This window comes from Limnohabitans sp. Rim8 (assembly GCF_943326455.1).
Classification (GTDB): Bacteria; Pseudomonadota; Gammaproteobacteria; order Burkholderiales; family Burkholderiaceae_C; genus Limnohabitans_A.
Genome location: NZ_CALPTI020000008.1, coordinates 110,695 through 131,017 on the forward strand (window position 1 = coordinate 110,695; position 20,323 = coordinate 131,017).

14 protein-coding genes and 1 tRNA gene are annotated in these 20,323 nt (G+C 58.0%); 8 read left to right on the plus strand and 7 right to left on the minus strand.

Annotated features, from left to right (window positions below):
• Window positions 1-2: 2 nt before the first annotated feature.
• Both ispD and ispF read left to right on the plus strand, forming a co-directional pair.
• The gene (ispD, locus tag Q1M54_RS07865) at window positions 3-716 is read left to right on the plus strand and encodes a 2-C-methyl-D-erythritol 4-phosphate cytidylyltransferase (protein ID WP_300555972.1); all 714 of its coding nucleotides are present in this window, start codon (window positions 3-5) and stop codon (window positions 714-716) included.
• Window positions 713-1,207: a 2-C-methyl-D-erythritol 2,4-cyclodiphosphate synthase gene (gene ispF, locus Q1M54_RS07870; protein ID WP_300555974.1), complete on the plus strand. Its 495-nt coding sequence runs from the start codon at window positions 713-715 to the stop codon at window positions 1,205-1,207. Before ispD ends, ispF begins: the two co-directional genes overlap by 4 nt.
• Here ispF and Q1M54_RS07875 read toward each other — a convergent pair.
• Genes Q1M54_RS07875 through Q1M54_RS07885 form a run of 3 tightly spaced genes read right to left on the minus strand, consistent with a single transcriptional unit; the run spans window position 1,185 to window position 4,080 of the window.
• On the minus strand, window positions 1,185-2,567 hold the full coding sequence (locus Q1M54_RS07875; RefSeq protein ID WP_300555976.1) for an ATP-binding protein: 1,383 nt from the start codon (window positions 2,565-2,567) through the stop codon (window positions 1,185-1,187). The two genes, ispF and Q1M54_RS07875, sit on opposite strands and share 23 nt — an antisense overlap.
• Complete coding sequence (gene ompR, locus Q1M54_RS07880) at window positions 2,564-3,295, minus strand: two-component system response regulator OmpR (RefSeq protein ID WP_300555978.1); 732 nt, start codon at window positions 3,293-3,295, stop codon at window positions 2,564-2,566. The genes Q1M54_RS07875 and ompR overlap by 4 nt, the downstream gene beginning before the upstream one ends.
• A gap of 14 nt (window positions 3,296-3,309) precedes the next feature.
• On the minus strand, window positions 3,310-4,080 hold the full coding sequence (locus tag Q1M54_RS07885) for a 3-hydroxybutyrate dehydrogenase (RefSeq protein ID WP_300555980.1): 771 nt from the start codon (window positions 4,078-4,080) through the stop codon (window positions 3,310-3,312).
• A gap of 101 nt (window positions 4,081-4,181) precedes the next feature.
• Between Q1M54_RS07885 and Q1M54_RS07890 the strand changes: the two genes are divergently transcribed.
• The 3 genes from Q1M54_RS07890 (at window position 4,182) to Q1M54_RS07900 (ending at window position 7,555) form a co-directional block, all read left to right on the plus strand.
• Window positions 4,182-5,138: an alpha/beta hydrolase gene (locus Q1M54_RS07890; protein ID WP_300555982.1), complete on the plus strand. Its 957-nt coding sequence runs from the start codon at window positions 4,182-4,184 to the stop codon at window positions 5,136-5,138.
• A 40-nt stretch (window positions 5,139-5,178) separates the two neighbouring features.
• Entirely contained in the window at window positions 5,179-7,413 is a 2,235-nt protein-coding gene (locus Q1M54_RS07895) for a bifunctional (p)ppGpp synthetase/guanosine-3',5'-bis(diphosphate) 3'-pyrophosphohydrolase (protein ID WP_300555984.1), read from the plus strand.
• Window positions 7,414-7,478: 65 nt separating this feature from the next.
• Window positions 7,479-7,555: transfer RNA gene (locus tag Q1M54_RS07900), tRNA-Val, on the plus strand.
• Between the two features lie 112 nt (window positions 7,556-7,667).
• On the opposite strand, the gene Q1M54_RS07905 is transcribed toward Q1M54_RS07900, so the two are convergent.
• The 4 genes from Q1M54_RS07905 to Q1M54_RS07920 form a co-directional block, all read right to left on the minus strand.
• Window positions 7,668-9,707 carry a M3 family metallopeptidase gene (locus Q1M54_RS07905; RefSeq protein WP_300555986.1) on the minus strand — a complete coding sequence of 680 codons (2,040 nt, stop codon included), beginning with the start codon at window positions 9,705-9,707 and terminating at the stop codon, window positions 7,668-7,670.
• Window positions 9,708-9,743: 36 nt separating this feature from the next.
• Window positions 9,744-10,595, minus strand: a complete 852-nt coding sequence (gene folD / locus Q1M54_RS07910) for a bifunctional methylenetetrahydrofolate dehydrogenase/methenyltetrahydrofolate cyclohydrolase FolD (RefSeq protein WP_300555988.1) — start codon at window positions 10,593-10,595, stop codon at window positions 9,744-9,746.
• A gap of 76 nt (window positions 10,596-10,671) precedes the next feature.
• Window positions 10,672-11,298, minus strand: coding sequence for a response regulator transcription factor (locus Q1M54_RS07915; RefSeq protein ID WP_019427964.1), 627 nt, complete (start codon window positions 11,296-11,298; stop codon window positions 10,672-10,674).
• A 4-nt stretch (window positions 11,299-11,302) separates the two neighbouring features.
• Entirely contained in the window at window positions 11,303-13,825 is a 2,523-nt protein-coding gene (locus tag Q1M54_RS07920; RefSeq protein ID WP_300555991.1) for a PAS domain-containing sensor histidine kinase, read from the minus strand.
• A gap of 160 nt (window positions 13,826-13,985) precedes the next feature.
• Here Q1M54_RS07920 and aceE point away from each other — a divergent pair, with 160 nt between their 5' ends.
• Genes aceE through lpdA form a run of 3 tightly spaced genes read left to right on the plus strand, consistent with a single transcriptional unit; the run spans window position 13,986 to window position 20,242 of the window.
• Entirely contained in the window at window positions 13,986-16,682 is a 2,697-nt protein-coding gene (gene aceE / locus Q1M54_RS07925; protein ID WP_300555993.1) for a pyruvate dehydrogenase (acetyl-transferring), homodimeric type, read from the plus strand.
• A 26-nt stretch (window positions 16,683-16,708) separates the two neighbouring features.
• Complete coding sequence (gene aceF / locus Q1M54_RS07930) at window positions 16,709-18,373, plus strand: dihydrolipoyllysine-residue acetyltransferase (protein WP_300555995.1); 1,665 nt, start codon at window positions 16,709-16,711, stop codon at window positions 18,371-18,373.
• Window positions 18,374-18,382: 9 nt separating this feature from the next.
• A complete protein-coding gene (gene lpdA / locus Q1M54_RS07935) occupies window positions 18,383-20,242 on the plus strand; it encodes a dihydrolipoyl dehydrogenase (RefSeq protein WP_300555997.1) in 1,860 nt (619 codons plus the stop codon).
• The last annotated feature ends 81 nt before the right edge of the window (window positions 20,243-20,323 follow it).

Consider the following 20,323-nt stretch of genomic DNA (forward strand, 5'->3'; position numbering starts at 1 on the left):
CTATGAATGAACGCACCGCCTCGCCCCGCTTTCATGCCCTGATCCCTTGCGCGGGAACGGGTAGCCGTGCGGGCACGCTACAACCCAAGCAATACCAGCAAGTGGCTGGTCAGCCCATGGTCATGCACACTTTGCAGGCATTGGCGCTGGTGCCTCGATTGACCAGTGGTTGGGTGATTTTGTCGCCCGACGATACGCATGCTTGGACCGAGCAGGGCTGGCCCGTGCATTTCCAGCGCCTGACCTGCGGCGGCATCAGCCGTGCCCAGAGTGTGTTCAATGGCCTGCAAGCCATGTTGTCGGCAGGCCTTGACCCGATGGATTGGGTGTTGGTGCACGATGCGGCGCGTTGTTTGGTATCGCCCGAGTCGGTGACCCGCCTCATCGACACTTGCCAACACGATGCGGTGGGTGGGCTGTTGGCGCTGCCCTTGCCCGATACGCTCAAAAGCGAAGAGGGCGGTCGCGTTTTGGCCACGGTGCCGCGTGAGCACAAATGGTTGGCGCAGACGCCACAGATGTTTCGGCTGCAGGCCTTGCACGATGCCCTGGCTGCGGTGGCGGCCAGTGGTTTTGCAGGCATCACCGATGAGGCCAGTGCGATGGAGCGACTGGGCCTCAAGCCGCGTTTGGTGGAAGGCTCGGCGCAAAATTTCAAAGTCACTTACCCGGCCGACTTCGCGTTGGCCGAAGCCATTTTGGGGAGCAAGGCATGAGTTTCAGAATCGGTGAAGGCTGGGACGTGCATGCCTTGGTGCCAGGACGCAAGCTGGTTTTGGGTGGGGTGGAAATCGAACATACATCAGGTCTTTTGGGCCACTCGGACGCCGATGTGTTGCTGCACGCCATCACCGATGCGGTGCTGGGCGCTGCGGGCTTGGGCGACATCGGGCGGCATTTTCCGGACACGGACGCTCAGTTCAAAGGGGCTGATTCTCGCGTGCTGTTACAAGAAGCCATGCGTCGTGTGCGCGAAAAAGGATGGGAGCTGGTGAACGTGGACAGCACCATCGTGGCCCAAGCCCCCAAGTTGGCCCCGCACATGGCGGCCATCAATGCAGGTGTAGCGCAAGCTTTGGGCGTGGCCCTGAATCAGGTGAATGTGAAGGCCAAGACGGCGGAAAAACTCGGGCCTGTGGGTATGGGCCAGAGTATGGAAGCGCGTGCGGTGGCCTTGTTGACCCTCAAGTCGGCGAAACCTGCCTGAATTTCATCAGCGCCATCAGCCCCCCGGCGCTGTGGTTGACGACCGAGAACGTGCCGCCCATGCGCTGCACAGACCTTTCCACAATCGCCAATCCCAAGCCCGATCCCGATGCGTCGGTTCTGGCGGTGTCACCTCTGAAAAACGGCTGAGTCAGGTTTTTCAGGGCTTCCTCGGACACTCCTGGGCCTTGGTCGCACACGCTGAGCCACACCCAGCCACCTTCAGGGCGGGCCACGATGTCGACACGCGTGATGCCATCGCTGGGGCTTTGGCCATAGCGGCGGGCGTTTTCTATTAAGTTGGACAACACCCGGACCAGTTCGACTTGTTCGGCATGGACCTGCAGGTCTTCGGCGACATCGACACTGATTTCAAACCGGGGGGTGTTGCGCCAAGGCGAAATGCTGCGGCTGATGACGCCCGACAGCACAACCGGCCCCAAGTTTTGGGGCTCGGGCCGGGCGTAGTCGAGAAACTTGTCGATGATGGCGTCCAGTTGGGCAATGTCGGCAGCCATCAGATCGCGCGTTTCCAGGTTGGCCACGCTCAGTTCGGTTTCTAAGCGCAAGCGGGCCAAGGGGGTACGCAAATCGTGCGATATGCCTGCCAGCATCACCGCGCGCTCTTGTTCGATCTTGGCCAAACGCTCGGCCATCCGGTTAAAACCGATGTTGACTTCGCGGATTTCGCTGGTGGCCGCGTCCTCGTCCAGTTGAGAAGTGTTGAAGTGCCCCTCGCGCACGCGGCTGGCCGCCAGTGACAACCGCTTTAGGGGGCGGTTGATCAGGCCCGCCATCATGGCTGCGCCGCCCAAGGACAGCGCCAGGGTCAAACCCAGCCAAGTGAGCCAGGCCGAGCCACCCAAAGGTCTGAGCCGTTCGGGGTCCATCTGCAGCCAATAACTGTCACGCTCGATTTTGAAGCCGATCCACAGGCCATCGACTTGGTTGACTTGGGATGCAATCAGCGTATCGGGCCCAAGACGTTTGATCATCTCATTGACCAATTGGCGTTCCAACCCAGACGAGCCGAAGGCCAAGATCTGGTCTCCTGGTTCCCGGATTTGGATGCTGACGTCTTCCTCGTCTGCCAGTGTTTTGAGAAGAGACACCCTTGCAATGGCATCGGTGTGGATCAAGGCGGTTTTGGTCAGATTGACCACCGTGGCAATCTGATGGACGTTGCGCAAAATACGTGGCTCATACTCTTGCGTGCGAAACATCTGCAGCCAAGCCATGCTGCTGAACAAAATCAGCAGGGCCAACCAAATGAAAGTTCGCCAGAACAGGCTGAGTTTGAGCTTGCGTGTGGGTTTTTCGGCCACGCTGTGCTCAGGGGCAGTGACTTCTGCGGGCGTCACGCTTGGCCATCGGGCACAAAGACGTAGCCAACGCCCCAAACCGTTTGGATCACTTTGGGGGAGGCGGGGTCTCGCTCGATCATCTTTCGCAGACGAGAGATTTGAACGTCCAAGCTGCGGTCAAAAGGCTCAAAGTCGCGACCTCGCGCCAACTGGGCCAGTTTTTCTCGGGACAAAGCTTGCTTGGGGTGCCGAGCCAGTGCTTTGAGCATGGAGAATTCGCCGCTGGTCAGTGGCATGTTTTGGCCCAAACGGCTCAAGGATCGGGTCCCCAAATCGAGCGTGAACGCACCAAAAACGATGACTTCTTTGTCTGCGATGGACGGTGCCCCGGGAACTTCGGCTGTTGGCCTTCGGCGCAAGACGGCGTGAATTCGGGCCAACAACTCGCGCGGGTTGAAGGGTTTGCCCAGATAGTCATCGGCGCCAATGTCCAAGCCCGCAATGCGATCGTTATCTTCAACTTTGGCGGTGAGCATGATCACGGGTGTTTTGTTGCCAGCTGCGCGCATCCGCTTGCAAATGCTCATCCCGTCTTCGCCAGGCAGCATCAGGTCGAGCACCACAAGATCAATGGTTTCTCGCTGCAAGATGCGGTCTAAAGCCTGACCATCCTCGGCCAACAGGACATCCAAGCCTTCTTGCGACAAGAAGCGCCGCAGCAAATCTCGGATGCGCGCGTCATCGTCAACGATGACGACTTTGTCCAACCGGGTCGAGCTGCTCATGTATGCCTGATCAATTATTGAGCGGTCCAGCCGCCGTCCATGTTCCAGGCTGCGCCGCGCACGTTGTTGCCAGCAGCCGAGCAGAAGAACACAGCCAATGCGCCCAATTCTTCGGGGGTGGTGAACTGAATAGAAGGCTCTTTTTCTTGCAGCAGCTGTTTTTTGGCTTCTTCGTTGGTCAAGCCCATGGCCACGGCCTTGGCATCCACTTGTTTTTGCACCAAGGGTGTCAGCACCCAGCCGGGACAAATGGCGTTGCAGGTCACGCCCGTGGTGGCGTTTTCGAGGGCGGTGACTTTGGTCAAGCCCACGACACCGTGTTTAGAGGCGACATAGGCAGATTTTTCAGCAGAGCCCACCAAACCATGGGTTGACGCCACGTTGATGATGCGGCCCCAATTGGCCGCTTTCATGGCCGGCAGTGCCAAGCGTGTGGCATGGAAGGCGCTGGTCAGGTTGATGGCGATGATGGCGTCCCAGCGCTCGACAGGGAAATCTTCGATCTTGGCCACGTGCTGGATACCTGCGTTGTTGACCAAAATGTCCACGCGGCCAAATGTGTCGGCCGCAAACTTCATCATGGCTTCGATTTCGGAGGCTTTGCTCATGTCGGCGCCGTGGTAGGCCACCTTCACACCCAAGGCTGCGATTTCAGCCTTGGGGCCTTCGACATCGCCGAAACCGTTGAGCACAATGTTCGCGCCTTGTTGGGCCAAAGCCTTGGCAATCCCCAGTCCGATACCGCTGGTTGAACCTGTGACCAGTGCTGTTTTACCTTGCAACATGAAAATGACTCCGAAAGATGAATTAGGATGTTCAAAAGAACATTATGGCGCTGTCAAAGACTTGTTCAGTCTCCGTTGCCTTCAGATTTTTTCCAATTGTGATGACCTCAACCTCAAACTCAACCTCAGCCCCCAACCCTGTTCCAGCGCCTCAACTTGAGTTCGTCTCTTGCCCCCACCCAGAGGGCCAACACCGCATGGCTTATTGGCGCTGGGGCGATGTGCAAGCCCAGCACGTGGTGGTGTGTGTCCACGGCTTGACGCGCCAAGGGCGAGACTTTGACCGGTTGGCGCAGGCTATGGTGTTGACAAGCCCAGTGCCCGTCCAAATCATTTGCCCAGATGTGGCTGGGCGGGGTCAAAGCGAATGGCTCCAAAACCCGGCGCTTTATCAAATTCCGCAGTACGCGGCCGATATGCTGGCTTTGTTGGGTCAAATTCAGGCCACATTGGGTCTCGATCGGCCGATTCAGGCCTTGGACTGGGTCGGCACCAGCATGGGCGGTTTGATTGGGATGGTGCTGGCCGGTCAGCCCGGTTTGCCCTTGCCCGTCCCCATCCGTAAATTGGTGCTGAACGATGTGGGGCCTGCTATCACCTGGTCATCATTGCAGCGCATGCAAAGCTACGTGGGCCAGTATGGGCAATACCCAAATCTGGATCAACTCGCTGCTGCCTTGTGGGATTTGTCGCAGGGCTTTGGCCCGGTCTTGCCTGAGGTTTGGCGCGAGATGTCGTCGCACATGGCACGTCCAGCCAGCGATGGTCTCATGACCCTGCACTACGACCCTGCCATTGGTGTCCCCTTACGCGCCTTGACGCCTGAAGTCGCCTCTGCGGGCGAGTCAGCCATGTGGGCGTTGTATGACCAAATTCAAGCAAAAACCTTGCTCATTCGTGGTGGGCAGTCTGACTTGTTGACTGCCCAAACTGCCTTGAACATGACGCAGCGCGGACCCAAAGCCCAACTGGAAACCTGGCCAGACTGTGGGCACGCGCCGACGTTGAGCGCCGAACAGCAAATGGCCGTGGTGACAAGTTTCTTGTGGGGTAATTGATCCGATGGTCAGCCCCAGTTCCAGCCATTCCGCAAGCCCAATGTCGCCCTCAGGGCGTCTGCACGCCGTGCATTTGCCACCGGTTGTTCTGGCCACATCCGGTGGCCTCGACTTGCAAGCAGATGCCGATCTGTTGTTCAAAGCCAGAACATTTGCTGAGCCCTTGATCACGGGCGAATCGCTGGACACAGGTGAAAACATCTTGGCGCACGCCGATGCGGTGGCCACGATTTTGGCAGACATGGGGGGCTCGGTGGCCATGCAAGCGGCCATCTATTTGGTCTATGCCTGTCCGCACCTGAACAAACCAGAAGAAGTGATGGGCAAGGCCTTTGGCCCGCATCTGGCGCAACTGGCTCTGCAAACCAACCAGTTGGTGCATGTGCAGCGATTGTCCCGGGCCACGGAGTCCAGTACCCAAGGGCCTGACAACACGCCTTTGAGCCCGCGCATCCAGACTGAAAACGTGCGCAAGATGCTCTTGGCCTTCAGCCGCGACTTGCGTGTGGTGATGCTGCGTTTGGCTTCTCGTTTGCAAACCTTGCGCCATTTTGCGGCCAGTAAATTGCCGGTGCCGGTGGTGTTGGCCCGCGAATCTTTGCAGGTCTTTGCACCGCTGGCCAACCGTTTGGGCATTTGGCAAATCAAATGGGAACTGGAAGATCTGTCTTTCCGCTTTCTGGAACCGGCAACTTACAAAGACATCGCCCTGCTGCTGGACGAGAAACGCACCGAGCGAGAGTCCTACATGGTGGCCCTGCGCGAGCGACTGCAGAAGGCTTTGACCAAGCAAGGCATCGTGGCGACCGTGGAGGGACGACCCAAACACATCTACAGCATTGTCAAGAAGATGCGCGGCAAGGCGCTGCCTTTTGAACGCGTGTTCGACATCCGGGCGCTGCGTGTTGTGGTGCCCAGCGTGGCCGATTGCTACCAAGTGCTCAGCTGGGTGCATGAGCAGTTTGCGCCCATTGCCGAAGAGTTTGACGACTACATCGCCAAACCCAAAGCCAACGGCTACCAGTCTTTGCACACCGTCGTCCGCGATGCCGATGGTGGTCCGATTGAAGTTCAAATTCGCACCCAAACCATGCACGCGCACGCCGAGCATGGCGTGGCCGCGCACTGGGCCTACAAAGAAGCGGGGGCCAAAGGGTACAGCGGGGTCTCAGCCAGCAGCGAATACGACACCAAGATCGCGGTGCTGCGCCAGTTGTTGGCTTGGGAGCGTGATTTGTCTGGTGCGGCGCAGGCCCATGGGCAAGGCAGCGGCTTGTTTGAGGACCGCATTTATGTGCTGACACCCGATGCGGCGGTGGTCGAATTGCCGCAAGGCGCCACCGCCATTGACTTTGCCTACACCGTGCACACCAACTTGGGGCACCGTTGCCGAGGCGCCAAGGTGGACGGGGCCATGGTGCCTTTGAACACGCAGTTGGCCAATGGTCAGACGGTGGAGATCACGACCATCAAAGAGGGGGGTCCTTCACGCGATTGGCTCAACCCCGAGTTGGGCTTTTTGGCCAGTCCAAGGGCTCGGGCCAAAGTACGTGCTTGGTTCAACGCGCAGGTCAGCGAAGAAACCATTGCCAAAGGCCGTGAGGCGGTCGAAAAATCACTTCAGCGATTGGGTCGCACCGCTATTCGCCTCGAAGACTTGGCCAACCAGCTGGGCTTCAAATCGGCCGATGGCTTGTTTGAGGTGGTGGGCAAAGACGAGTATTCGCTGCGCAACATCGAGGTCTTGCTCAACCCCCCCGAGCCTGCACTCGAGCCCGATGAGTACTTCCAAAAGAAGTTCAAAGGAGCGGTGGCCCGCAAGTCCCCTTCGGGTGTCTTGGTGGTGGGGGTGGATTCGCTGTTGACCCAATTGTCGCGCTGCTGCAAACCCGCACCACCCGATGCGATTGGGGGCTTTGTCACCCGGGGTAAAGGCGTGAGCATCCATCGGCAAGACTGCAGCAACTTCCGCGAACTGGCTTCGCGCCATGCCGAACGCGTGATTGATGTCCGCTGGGGTGAGGGCAAAGCTGCGCAAGGCGCTGTCTATCCGGTCGATGTCTCTGTTGAAGCCATCGACCGCCAAGGCTTGCTGCGCGATATTTCGGAAGTGTTTGCCAAGGAAAAAATGAATGTGATCGGTGTGCAAACCCAATCGGTCAAAGGCATGGCCTGGATGACCTTCACGGTGGAAATCGGGGATGCCATGAGTCTGAACCGGGTCTTGGTCACTGTTCGTGGCGTCAAAGGCGTCAGGGCTGCCCGCAGGCGCTGAACGCTTCAACTTCAAGAGGCAGTTTAGAAAAATCGGGTTTTTGACGCTATAATTTGCGGCTTAGCAGGCGCGTAGCTCAGTTGGTTAGAGCACCACCTTGACATGGTGGGGGTCGCTAGTTCGAATCTAGTCGCGCCTACCAAATTCGGTAGGAAAAACAAGCACTTGGCGGAAATGCCCGGTGCTTTTTTTCGTCCATGACATTCAATTATGGGGGCCGTACTTTCACGACCACCCCTGTCACTCATTTGTTTTTAAGCCGCCACCATCCCTTGGTGCCGCAGCAATGCATCCAAATTCGGCTCTCGGCCCCGGAAGGCCTTGAACGATTCCAGCGCAGGTCGGCTGCCGCCGGCCTCCAGAATGGCTTGGCGGTAGAGGCGTCCGGTTTCCACGCTGGGCGTGCCGTCGGCCGCAGCGGTTTCTTCAAACGCAGCGTAGGCGTCGGCGCTCAGCACCTCGGCCCATTTGTAGCTGTAGTAACCCGCGGCGTAACCACCTGCAAAGATGTGGCTGAAGGTGTGGGCCATGCGGTTGAATGCCGGTGGCCGCATGACGGCGACTTCTTCGCGCACTCGTGCCAGGAGCGGCATGAAGTCTTGCGCCGGGTCATGCTCAGAATGCACCAGCATGTCGAACAGTGAAAACTCGATCTGGCGCAGGGTTTGCAGGCCACTTTGGAAGTTTTTGGCAGCCAGCATCTTGTCGAACAGCGCGCGCGGCAGGGGCTCGCCCGTTTCCACATGAGCGGTCATGTGGCGCAGCACAGACCATTCCCAGCAGAAGTTTTCCATGAATTGGCTGGGCAATTCGACCGCGTCCCACTCCACACCGCTGATGCCGGAGACATCACGCTCGTTCACCTGCGTGAGCATGTGGTGCAGCCCATGGCCAAATTCGTGGAAGAGGGTGATGACGTCGTCGTGCGTCAGCAAGGCGGGTTGGCCATTGACGCCTTCGGCAAAGTTGCAGACCAAATGCGCCACCGGCGTTTGCAGCACGCCGGTGTCGGGGCGCTGCCAGCGGCCGCGCACATCGTCCATCCAGGCGCCGCCGCGTTTGCCGGCGCGGGCTGGGGGGTCTAGGTAAAACTGGCCAATCAGCTTGCCATCGCGCTCGATGCGGTAAAAGCCCACGGCTGGGTGCCAAACAGGGGCTTGGTCGGCGCGGATGCTGACTTCAAACAAAGTCTCGATGATTTTGAACAAACCGGCCAACACTTTGGGCGCGGTGAAGTACTGCTTGACCTCTTGCTCGCTGAAGCTGTAGCGGGCTTCTTTGAGCTTTTCGCTCAGGTAGGGAACGTCCCAGGCGTTGAGCGGGCCGGTGATGCCCAGCTCTTGGGCGGCAAATTCGCGCAGGTCTGCCAGGTCTTTTTCAGCGAATGGACGAGCTTTGGCCGCCAAGTCGCGCAAGAAAGTGGTGACTTTTTCGGGGGACTCGGCCATTTTGGGCACGACCGAGACTTGGGCGTAATTGTCAAAACCCAGCAGGCGTGACTCTTCTTGCCGCAGTGCCAAGATTTCTTGCATCAAGGGGGTGTTGTCAAAGTGCTTGGCTTCATCGGGGGCTTGGTCTGATGCTCTGGTGACATAGGCTTTGTAGAGCTGTTCGCGCAAAGCGGCGTTGTCGGCGAACTGCATCACAGGCAAATACACCGGCATTTTCAGGCTCAGGCGGTGGCCTTCTTTGCCATCCTTTTGGGCTGCATCGCGTGTGGCTTGAACCACATCGGCTGGCACACCTATGAGCTGGTCTTCGCTCACGTAGAGGGCAAATTTGTCGGTGGCATCCAGCGTGTTTTCACTGAACTTTTGCGTGATCTCGGCCAGTCGTTCTTGGATGGCGGCGTAGCGTTCTTTGGCTGCGCCTTGCAATTCAGCACCGCCCAGCACAAAGCCGCGCAGGGCGTTTTTGCGGGCCTGCGTTTGTTCGGTGTTGAGGCTGGCGGCATCAATGGCTTTGTATTTGGCGTAAAGACGCTCATCGCTGCCCAAGCGCGTCCAGAACTCGGTCACGCGGGGCAGGGCGGCGTTGTAGGCGGCACGCAATTCAGGTGTGTCGGCCACGCTGTTGAGGTGACTGACCGCGCCCCATGCCATGCCCAGTCGCTCGGTGCTCACGTCCAAGGTCTGGGCAATGGCTTTCCAATGGGCTGGAAATTCGGCTGCGGTCACGGCTTCCAGAGCTTTTTCAGCGGCGGCCAGCAATTCGTCCAAGGCCGGGGCGACATGCTCGGGGGCAATGCGGTCAAACAAGGGCAGGCCAGAGGTATCGAGCAAGGGATTGGTCATGGGGTTTCCAATAAACGGATCAATGGGTCAGTTTTATCACTTGGTGGCGCGTTCGGCCGCTTCAAGGGTGTTGACCAGCAGCATGGTGATGGTCATGGGGCCAACGCCGCCGGGCACTGGCGTGATGTGGCTGGCGATTTGTTTGACCCCTTCAAAATCCACATCGCCACAAAGCTTGCCCTCGTCATTGCGGTTCATCCCCACGTCCAGCACCACCGCACCTGGCTTGACCATGTCGGCTGTGAGCACGTTGCGTTTGCCCACAGCGGCTACGATCACATCGGCTTGCAAAGTCAGGGCTTTGAGGTTTTGGGTGCGCGAGTGCGCCACCGTCACAGTGGCGTCTTTCTGCAGCAGCATCAGCGCCATGGGTTTGCCCACAATGTTGCTGCGACCAATGACCACGGCGTGTTTGCCGCGCAGGTCGTAGCCAATGCTATCCAGCATCTTCATGCATCCGTAAGGCGTGCAAGGCCAAAAGCCTGGCATGCCGGTCATGAGGGCCCCGGCGCTGGCAATATGAAACCCGTCCACGTCTTTGGCAGGGCTGATGGCCTCAATCACTTTTTGCGCGTCGATGTGCGCGGGCAGGGGCAGTTGCACCAGGATGCCGTGAATGGCCGGATCGTTGTTCAGCGTTTCGACACGGGCCAACAATTCGGCCTCGGTCATGGTCACTTCGTACTTTTCTAGCACCGAGTGCAGACCATTGTCTTCGCAGGCCTTGACCTTGTTGCGCACATAGACCTGGCTGGCCGGGTTGTCCCCCACCAGCACCACGGCAAGGCCCGGGGTGACGCCCTTGGACTTGAGGGCCTGGGCGCGGCTGGCGACCTCGGTTCGCAATTGTTTGGAAAGCTGGTTGCCGTCGATCAGTTGGGCCGTCATGTTTGAAAATTGAAATTCAGATAAAAAAATGCAAAACGCCCGGCGAGTGCGGGCGTTTTGGTCGGGTGTGGTTGGTTCAGGCCTTGGGTGCGTTTTGCCCCAGCGCAATCTTGAGCAAATCGGCCACGGTGTTGGCGTTGAGCTTTTCCATGATGTTGGCGCGGTGCGCCTCAACGGTTTTGATGCTGATACCCAAGTCATCGGCGATTTGCTTGTTCAGGCGCCCCGCCACGATGCGTTCAAGCACTTGGGCTTCTCGGCCTGTGAGTTTGGACAACAAGGCATCTCTGCTGGCAGCTTGTTGGTAATCGGCAAAGGAATCGCGGGCCTCGTCAAGCATGCGCTCGACCAAGCTCAAAAGCTCTTCTTCCTTGAAAGGCTTTTGGATGAAATCCATGGCGCCTTTTTTCATGGTGTTCACCGCCATGGGGACATCGCCGTGGCCGGTGATGAACACGATGGGCAGGGGTGAGCGTCGCTCGATCAAACGGTCCTGCAGTTCCATGCCGCTCATGCCGCCCATGCGAATGTCGGCAATCAAACAGGCCACCTCTCGGGGGTCGTAGCGGCTGATGAAGGATTCGGCGCTGTCAAAGCAGCGCACTCGGTAATCCTTGCCTTCCAGCAACCATTGCAAGGAATCACGCACGGCTTCGTCGTCATCAACAACGTAAACAGTGCCTTTTTTTGGTATCAAACTCATTCGGTTACCCCATTGGGTTGTGATGTGGTTCACCAGTCTCGACCGGTATCCAAAAGGAGAAACGGCAGCCTGTGACCTCGTCGGCATTGTAGATGTTCTCGGCTTTGATCCTGCCTTGGTGCGATTCCACAATGCTTCGGCACAAATTCAAGCCAATGCCCATGCCTTCAACTTTGGTCGAGAAAAAGGCCTCGTAAACCCGCTCAATCGACTCTGGCGGCAAGCCTGCACCTGTGTCGGTGACCGAAAACTCCACCACGGATTGCTTGTCAATGGTCTTGGGCAGGATGCGCAATTCGACCTGACGTTGCTCTGGCGGCCGGTTGGCGTTGTCGATCGATTCCGCTGCATTTTTCATCAGGTTCACCAACACTTGCTCGATCAAGATCGGGTCTACCCAGAGTTGGGGCAAGCGGGCCGCGATGTGGTGGGTCAGCCGAACGTGGCGTCTGCGCAGCTCGATTTCTGCCAATTCAAGTGATTCGCTGACCATGGCCGAGACATCGGACAGGGCGCGGTTGGGTTCACTGCGTTTGACAAAGCTGCGAATGCGCAAAATGATTTGCCCGGCCCTTTGGGCTTGGTGGGCGGTCTTTTCCAAAGCCCAGAGCAAGTCTTCTTCATTGACTTGTTTGGCCTGAATGCGAGAGATCATGCCGCTGCAGTAGTTGCTGATGGCGGTCAAGGGTTGGTTCAGTTCGTGCGCCACGCTGGAGGCCATTTCACCCATGGTGATCAAACTGCTGGCGGTCTGGGCACGCTCTGCTTGTTGGGCCGCCAGCTCTTCGGCCTGGCGACGTGGCGTGATGTCGCTGGCAATCACCATTTGGGCCAAACGGCCGTCGGCCCAGTTGATGTAACGCGAGCGGACTTCCAGCCATTTGTTCAATTCGGGGACGAAAATTTCAGCATTTTCAGAACCGGCGGCGGGAAGCCCCACGGTGGGCAGCCCCGCCATGTCGTCCACGTCTTCGGAAGATCTTTCATCGCTGTAAGCGCCGGCTTGCTGGACCAGCCGCAGGTGACCTCCGGTGTCTTGACCAAACCACAAACGGTAAAGTTTGTTGGCAAAAAGAAGTTCTTCGCTGCCCAGAGGCGCCACCGACACCGAAGCGTCAAGCGCCTCCAGCACGATGGTGAAGCGCTCGTGCGAACTGGCCAGTTGTTCCCGAATGCGGTTGGGCTCGGTGATGTCGGTCATCGAGGTCATCCAGCCCGTTTGTTTGCCCGTGGCGTCAATCAAGGGGGACACGTACATGCGGGCTTCAAACAACTGACCATTCTTGCGTTTGACGCGGACCTGAAACCCCCCAGCCGAATGTTGTCCGCTGATTTCTTCTTCCAAGCGGCGCATCAAGAGTTCACGGTCTTGTTCGGGCCAGTAAGGGAAGGGCGCGACAGCGCCCACCAAGTCGGACTCGCTCCAGCCGGTCATGTGGCAAAAACCCGGGTTCACATAGGTGATGCGGCCGCGCAAATCCAGCGCCCGCATACCGGTCAGCATGGAGTTTTCCATGGCGCGGCGAAAGTTGGTCTCTGCCACCAAGGCTTTTTGAGCCTGCAATCGCCTTCGGGTGTGTCGCCAATTGGCAATCAGCATCCAGGCGGTCATTGCACTCAACACGCTGACCAGCCAAAACAGTCCGCTGCCCACCAGGCCCTGAGAGGTTCGCCAGGTTTGGGCCCGCAAGACCAAATCGTTGCCAACGGGGGAAACCGGAATTTCAAAATCGTTGTGAGGCTTGTCGCTGCCTGGCAGTAAAGACCACAGAACCGCGCGGGAGGCAATCGATTGGCCTGCCAGCAAGCGCCCTTCGCCGTCTTGCAAGGCCACGGCATATTTGGCCAATACCTCGGTGGGAATGCCGTAGCGAAGCAGTCCCTCCATTCTGTATTGCGCCATGACGACCCCATTGAATCGACCTTGATCGTTGCTCAATGGGGTGTGCAGCTGCAACACATTCATGGGCGTATCGCGCTCGGCTTCCACTGAGATTTGCCCATAAATGGGCTGCATCAAGTCTCGGGACAAACTGAACAGGCTTTCTGTGTCGCCTGTTCTTAAGGTGCTGCCTGTACGCAGCTGCTGGCTTGAGGAGATGCTGGAGATGCTTTGGTTGGCCACGATTCGGCGCCGGTCATCGATCCAAGTCAGCGATAAAAACTCGGGGTACTGTTGCACCAAAGACTCGGAGCGGATCAAAAATTGATCCAACCTGATTTCCCGGTTGGAGACGTCCCTCGCCAATCGCATCACCTGCTCTTGCCGCTCCAGCAGGCGGAGTCTCAGGCGTTGTTGCGCGTATTCCACATCTCTCTTAATGGCTTCCTGCTCACGTTCAACTTCTTCAACCCTCAGATACCAGAATGCACTCGCAATGGCAGCCAAAAACAACACCACCGCGGCAACCGGGGCCAAGTTGGCAAAACGGTCTTGCTTGTTGGGCGATTGGCGGCGCCACCACGAAAGCCACCATGTCCAAGGGCTCACTTTTTTCACAACCGACGTTGTTTTGTTCAATTCCATCGCCCGAGTTTAGAGGACGGACATGTCAAAACACCCATAACCAAAGCCCAATGCTTCATTAAAATTTCACAATACAAAACATATCCGCATAATTTGAAATAAAAAGAAAAATATGAGAAAATTTGGCCAGTTCAAAGATCATGACTTTCAGGAGACAAATATGACAGCGGCAACACCTCAACAACCGGTGCAAGACACAGACAGCCAAGAAACCCGTGAATGGCTGGACGCGCTGTCCGCCGTCATTGAAAAAGCGGGCCCAGAGCGCGCTCACTTTTTGCTTGAAGGCTTGCTCGAAGAAGCCCGTCAACACAGCATCGATTTACCGTTTTCGGCCACGACGGGTTACGTCAACACGATTGAGCCCACCGAAGAAGCCCGTTGCCCCGGCAATATCGAAATTGAAGAGCGGCTTCGCGCCTACATGCGTTGGAACGCCATGGCCATGGTGGTCAAGGCCAACCGCCACAACCCCGCAGATGGCGGTGATTTGGGCGGACACATTGGCTCTTTCGCCTCGTTGGCCCACATGTTTGGTGCCGGGTTCAACCATTTTTGGCACGCCGAGAATGAAAACCATGGGGGCGATTGCCTTTACATCCAAGGCCATGTGTCACCCGGTGTCTACGCCCGCGCCTACCTTGAAGGCCGCCTGACAGAAGAGCAATTGCTCAACTTCCGCCAAGAGGTGGACGGAAAAGGTCTGTCGAGCTACCCACACCCCAAGCTGATGCCCGAGTTCTGGCAGTTCCCCACGGTGTCCATGGGTCTTGGCCCATTGATGGCCATTTACCAAGCGCGTTTCCTCAAGTATTTGCATGCCCGTGGCATCGCCAACACCGAAAACCGCAAGGTCTGGGTATTTTGCGGCGACGGCGAGATGGATGAGGTCGAATCTTTGGGCGCTATCGGCTTGGCCGCCCGCGAGAATCTGGACAACCTGATTTTTGTCGTCAACTGCAACTTGCAGCGCTTGGATGGCCCGGTGCGTGGCAACGGCAAAATTGTGCAAGAGCTCGAAGGTGAGTTCCGCGGTTCGGGCTGGAACGTCATCAAGCTGCTGTGGGGCAGCGAGTGGGACAGTTTGCTGGCCCGCGACAAAGACGGCGCTTTGCGCAAACTGATGATGGAAACCTTGGACGGCGACTACCAGGCCTTCAAAGCCAACGACGGTGCCTACGTGCGCAAGCATTTTTTTGGCCGCGACCCGCGCACACTGGAGATGGTGGCCCACCTTTCGGACAACGACATCTGGAACCTCAAACGCGGTGGTCATGACCCGCAAAAGGTGTATGCCGCTTACCACCAAGCGGTGAACACCACTGGTCAACCCACGGTATTGCTGATCAAGACCGTCAAAGGTTTTGGCATGGGCAAAGCCGGTGAAGGCAAAAACACCGTTCACCAAACCAAGAAGCTCACAGACGACGACATCAAGTACATGCGCGACCGCTTCAACATTCCGATTCCGGACAGTGAGTTGCCCAATATTCCCTTTTACAAGCCAGCTGACGACACGCCAGAGATGCGTTACCTGCACGAGCGCCGTCAAGCCTTGGGTGGTTATTTGCCCAAGCGCCGCGCCAAGGCCGAAGAGAGTTTCACAGTGCCCTCGCTCGACACCTTCAAGGCTGTCATGGAGCCCACCGCCGAGGGCCGTGAAATCTCTACCACCCAAGCTTATGTGCGTTTCTTGACGCAACTGCTGCGCGACCAAGCCTTAGGCCCACGCGTGGTGCCCATTCTTGTAGACGAAGCCCGTACCTTTGGTATGGAAGGCTTGTTCCGCCAGATCGGAATCTACAACCCTGCGGGCCAGCAATACACCCCGGTCGACAAAGACCAGGTCATGTACTACAAAGAAGACAAAGCTGGGCAGATCCTGCAGGAAGGCATCAACGAAGCCGGCGGTATGTCGAGCTGGATTGCCGCGGCCACCAGCTACAGCACCAGTAACCGCATCATGGTGCCGTTTTATGTTTATTACTCGATGTTCGGCTTCCAGCGCATTGGCGATCTGGCTTGGGCGGCGGGTGATATGCAAGCGCGTGGCTTCTTGCTGGGTGGCACCTCGGGTCGCACCACGCTCAACGGTGAAGGCCTGCAGCACGAAGACGGTCATAGCCACATCATGGCCAACACCATCCCGAATTGCGTGTCTTATGACCCGACCTTTGCGCACGAAGTCGGCGTCATCCTGCACCATGGATTGAAGCGCATGGTTGAGAAGCAAGACAATGTGTTTTATTACATCACCCTGCTGAACGAAAACTACGCCATGCCAGGACTCACGCCTGGCACCGAAGAGCAGATCATCAAGGGCATGTATCTGTGCAAGCCAGGAGCTGCCGGCGACAAGCGTGTGCAGCTGCTGGGTTCGGGCACCATCTTGCGCGAATCCATTGCCGCGCAAACCTTGCTGGCGACCGACTGGGGCATCCAAGCCGATGTTTGGAGCTGCCCAAGCTTCAACGAACTGACCCGCGACGGCCAAGACACTGAGCGCCACAACATGCTGCACCCCATGGAAACACCGCGTGTGTCTTTTGTGGGCCAGCAGCTGGCCAAGCACAGCGGCCCTGTGGTCGCATCCACCGACTACATGAAGGCTTATGCCGAGCAGATCCGTCCGTTCATTCCAAAGGGTCGCACCTACAAAGTGCTGGGCACCGACGGTTTTGGCCGCTCCGACTTCCGCAGCAAGCTGCGCGAGCACTTCGAGGTCAACCGCCATTACATCGTGGTCGCCGCCCTCAAGGCGTTGAGCGAAGACGGTGCCGTCCCCGTCAGCCAAGTGGCGGAGGCGATCAAAAAGTACGGTATCAACACCGACAAAATCAACCCGCTGTACGCATAACCATCAACCCAATAAGCGAGACAAAAATGGCACTGGTAGAAGTTCAAGTCCCAGACATCGGGGATTTCGATGAAGTGACCGTCATTGAGTTGATGGTCAAGGTGGGCGACACCGTGAAGGCCGAGCAATCGCTGATCACCGTGGAGTCCGACAAAGCCTCGATGGAAATTCCATCGAGCACGGCTGGCTTGGTCAAGGAAATGCGCGTGGCGCTTGGCGATAAAGTCAAGCAAGGCTCGGTCGTGTTGGTGGTGGAAGCGGCAGGCGTGGTTGCTACACCTGTTAAACATGCTGCGGCTGCTGTGGCAGCACCATCTGCATCGGTTGTGGTTGCGACCCCAGTGGCTGTTACGCCTGTCGCTGCGCCTTCCGCCGCCGGTCCGGTTGAAGTGCATGTGCCTGACATTGGCGACTTCAAGGATGTGGTCGTCATTGAAGTCATGGTCAAGCCCGGCGACACCATCAAGGTTGAGCAATCGCTGATCACCGTGGAGTCAGACAAAGCTTCCATGGAAATCCCGTCTTCGCACGCTGGCGTGCTTCAAGAGCTCAAAGTCAAAGTGGGTGACAAACTCAACATTGGTGACCTGCTGGCTGTGCTGGTGGGAACAGCCACTGCGGTAGCACCTGCTGCAGCTGCAGTTGCGGCTGCTCCTGTCGCCGTGGCCTCGGCCCCGGCTGCAGCCCCATCCCCTGCGGCGGCAACTGCCGGTATGGTGGCTGCGCCCTCGCATGCCCCTGGCGGTTCCACGCTGGGCTTGCCCCACGCATCTCCTTCAGTGCGCAAGTTCGCCCGAGAACTCGGTGTGCCTTTGGACGAAGTCAAAGGCTCAGGCATCAAAGGCCGCATCACCGAGGGCGATGTGCACGCCTTCACCAAAGCTGTCATGTCGGGCGCTGCGCAAACCAAGGCCCAAGCGGCCAAAGCCCCTGCGGCCTCGGGTGGTGATGGTGCGGGTTTGGGCTTGATTCCATGGCCCAAGGTCGACTTCGCCAAGTTCGGCCCCATCGAGCGGAAAGAGATGGGCCGCATCAAGAAGATCAGCGGCGCCAACTTGCTGCGCAACGCGGTCATGATTCCGGCCGTCACCAACCATGACGACGCCGACATCACCGACCTTGAGGCCTTCCGCGTCTCTACGAACAAAGAAAATGAGAAGAGTGGCGTCAAGGTGACGATGCTGGCGTTCTTGATCAAGGCCTGTGTGGCCGCGCTCAAGAAATACCCCGAGTTCAACAGCTCGTTGGATGGCGATGCATTGGTCTACAAAAATTACTGGCACATCGGCTTTGCAGCCGACACGCCCAATGGTTTGATGGTGCCGGTGATTCGCGATTGCGATAAAAAAGGCGTGCTGCAAATCAGCCAGGAAATGGGCGAATTGGCCAAGAAAGCCCGTGAAGGCAAACTTGGTCCCGCCGAGATGACCGGCGCGACCTTCACCATCTCCAGCCTTGGCGGTATTGGTGGCAAGTACTTCACACCCATCATCAACGCGCCCGAAGTGGCCATCCTCGGTGTGTGCAAGAGCACCATGGAACCCGTTTGGGACGGCAAGCAGTTTGTGCCCCGCCTGATGCTGCCCCTGTCGCTGACATGGGACCACCGCGTCATCGACGGCGCCGCAGCGGCACGCTTCAACGCGTTCCTGGGTCAAATCCTCAGCGACTTCCGTCGTGTTCTTCTCTAAGGATTTGGTATGGCACTGATTGATATTCAAGTCCCTGACATCGGCGACTTTGACGAAGTGGCCGTGATCGAGTTGCTGGTCAAACCCGGCGACACCGTCAAAGTCGAACAATCGCTCATCACCGTCGAGTCCGACAAAGCCTCGATGGAAATTCCGTCTTCGCAAGCGGGTGTCGTCAAAGAACTGCGCGTGAAGCTGGGCGACAAGGTCAAGCAAGGCTCGGTGGTGTTGGTGCTGGAAGGCGAGGGCGCTGCCGCGGCTCCCGCTGCATCTCCTGCTCCTGCGCCAGCGGCTGCACCAGTTCCCTCTGCTGCACCTGCGGCCGCAATGCCTGCCTTTGCAGCTCCCGTAGCCTCCAGCTTCGGCGGCTCTGCAGACATCGAGTGCGACCTTGTCGTGCTTGGTGGTGGTCCCGGCGGTTACTCGGCTGCATTCCGTGCGGCTGACCTCGGCTTGAACGTGGTCATCGTTGAGCGATACGCCACCTTGGGTGGCGTTTGCCTCAACGTGGGTTGCATCCCCTCCAAAGCCTTGCTGCATGTCGCTGCCGTCATGGACGAAGTCAGCCACATGGCCGATTTGGGTGTGGACTTCGGTAAGCCCGTGGTCAACATCGACAAGCTGCGCGGCCACAAAGAAAAAGTCATTGGCAAACTCACAGGCGGCTTGGCGGCCATGGCCAAGATGCGCAAGGTCACCACTGTGCGTGGCTTGGGTCAATTCGTGGGTGCCAACCACCTCGAAGTGTCTGAGACCAGCGGCACCGCGCAAGAACAAACCGGCAGCAAAAAAGTGATTGCCTTCAAGAAGGCCATCATCGCTGCAGGCTCGCAAGCGGTGCGCTTGCCGTTCATGCAGAAGGATGGGCTAGATAAGGACCCACGCGTGGTCGACAGCACAGGCGCTTTGGAACTCAAAGAAGTGCCCAAACGCATGTTGATTTTGGGCGGCGGCATCATTGGCCTGGAAATGGGTACCGTTTACAGCACGCTGGGCGCGCGCCTCGATGTGGTGGAAATGATGGACGGCCTCATGCAAGGCGCTGACCGCGACTTGGTCAAGGTCTGGCAAAAGATGAACGCCAAGCGCTTTGACAACATCATGCTCAAGACCAAGACCGTGTCCGCACGCGCCGTGCCTGAAGGCATTGAAGTGACTTTCGAAAGCGCCGAAACCGGCGGCACAGCCCCCGCGCCGCAGGTGTACGACCTCGTGTTGCAAGCAGTCGGCCGCACGCCCAACGGCAAAAAACTCGCCGCTGAAAAAGCCGGCGTGGCGGTGACCGACCGCGGCTTCATCAACGTCGACATCCAAATGCGCACCAACGTGCCGCATATCTTTGCCATTGGCGACATCGTGGGCCAGCCCATGTTGGCGCACAAGGCAGTGCATGAAGCGCACGTGGCAGCCGAAGTGATTGCGGGCGAACTGCAAGGCAACAAAGAGTTGGCAGCGTCTGCGTTCAACGCCCGCGTGATCCCCAGCGTCGCCTACACCGACCCCGAAGTGGCATGGGTGGGTCTCACCGAAGATCAAGCCAAAGCGCAAGGCATCAAGGTCAAAAAGGGCTTGTTCCCTTGGTCGGCCTCAGGCCGCGCCATTGCCAATGGCCGCGACGAAGGCGTGACCAAACTGCTGTTTGACGATTCACCCGAGGCGCACGGCCACGGCAAGATCTTGGGCGGCGGCATGGTGGGCACCCACGCGGGCGACATGATCGGCGAGATCGCTCTGGCGATTGAAATGGGCGCTGACGCTGTGGACATCGGCAAAACCATCCACCCACACCCCACACTGGGCGAAAGCATCGGCATGGCGGCGGAGGTGGCGCACGGGAGCTGCACGGACTTGCCCCCAGCCAAGAGGTAAAACCAGAAGCAACTGAATTGGCTAAAAATTCAGCTGCTTATTTGGGTTTCGTTCCTAAGGTGACGAGTATGAAGACTGGGA

What these genes read in the sequence shown, in the direction of transcription:
- ispD (WP_300555972.1), top strand. Translation starts at nt 3, where the DNA reads ATGAATGAACGCACCGCCTCGCCCCGCTTTCATGCCCTGATCCCTTGC.
- ispF (WP_300555974.1), top strand. Translation starts at nt 713, where the DNA reads ATGAGTTTCAGAATCGGTGAAGGCTGGGACGTGCATGCCTTGGTGCCA.
- ompR (WP_300555978.1), bottom strand. Translation starts at nt 3,295, where the DNA reads ATGAGCAGCTCGACCCGGTTGGACAAAGTCGTCATCGTTGACGATGAC.
- Q1M54_RS07885 (WP_300555980.1), bottom strand. Translation starts at nt 4,080, where the DNA reads ATGTTGCAAGGTAAAACAGCACTGGTCACAGGTTCAACCAGCGGTATC.
- Q1M54_RS07890 (WP_300555982.1), top strand. Translation starts at nt 4,182, where the DNA reads ATGACCTCAACCTCAAACTCAACCTCAGCCCCCAACCCTGTTCCAGCG.
- Q1M54_RS07895 (WP_300555984.1), top strand. Translation starts at nt 5,179, where the DNA reads ATGTCGCCCTCAGGGCGTCTGCACGCCGTGCATTTGCCACCGGTTGTT.
- Q1M54_RS07905 (WP_300555986.1), bottom strand. Translation starts at nt 9,707, where the DNA reads ATGACCAATCCCTTGCTCGATACCTCTGGCCTGCCCTTGTTTGACCGC.
- folD (WP_300555988.1), bottom strand. Translation starts at nt 10,595, where the DNA reads ATGACGGCCCAACTGATCGACGGCAACCAGCTTTCCAAACAATTGCGA.
- Q1M54_RS07915 (WP_019427964.1), bottom strand. Translation starts at nt 11,298, where the DNA reads ATGAGTTTGATACCAAAAAAAGGCACTGTTTACGTTGTTGATGACGAC.
- Q1M54_RS07920 (WP_300555991.1), bottom strand. Translation starts at nt 13,825, where the DNA reads ATGGAATTGAACAAAACAACGTCGGTTGTGAAAAAAGTGAGCCCTTGG.
- aceE (WP_300555993.1), top strand. Translation starts at nt 13,986, where the DNA reads ATGACAGCGGCAACACCTCAACAACCGGTGCAAGACACAGACAGCCAA.
- aceF (WP_300555995.1), top strand. Translation starts at nt 16,709, where the DNA reads ATGGCACTGGTAGAAGTTCAAGTCCCAGACATCGGGGATTTCGATGAA.
- lpdA (WP_300555997.1), top strand. Translation starts at nt 18,383, where the DNA reads ATGGCACTGATTGATATTCAAGTCCCTGACATCGGCGACTTTGACGAA.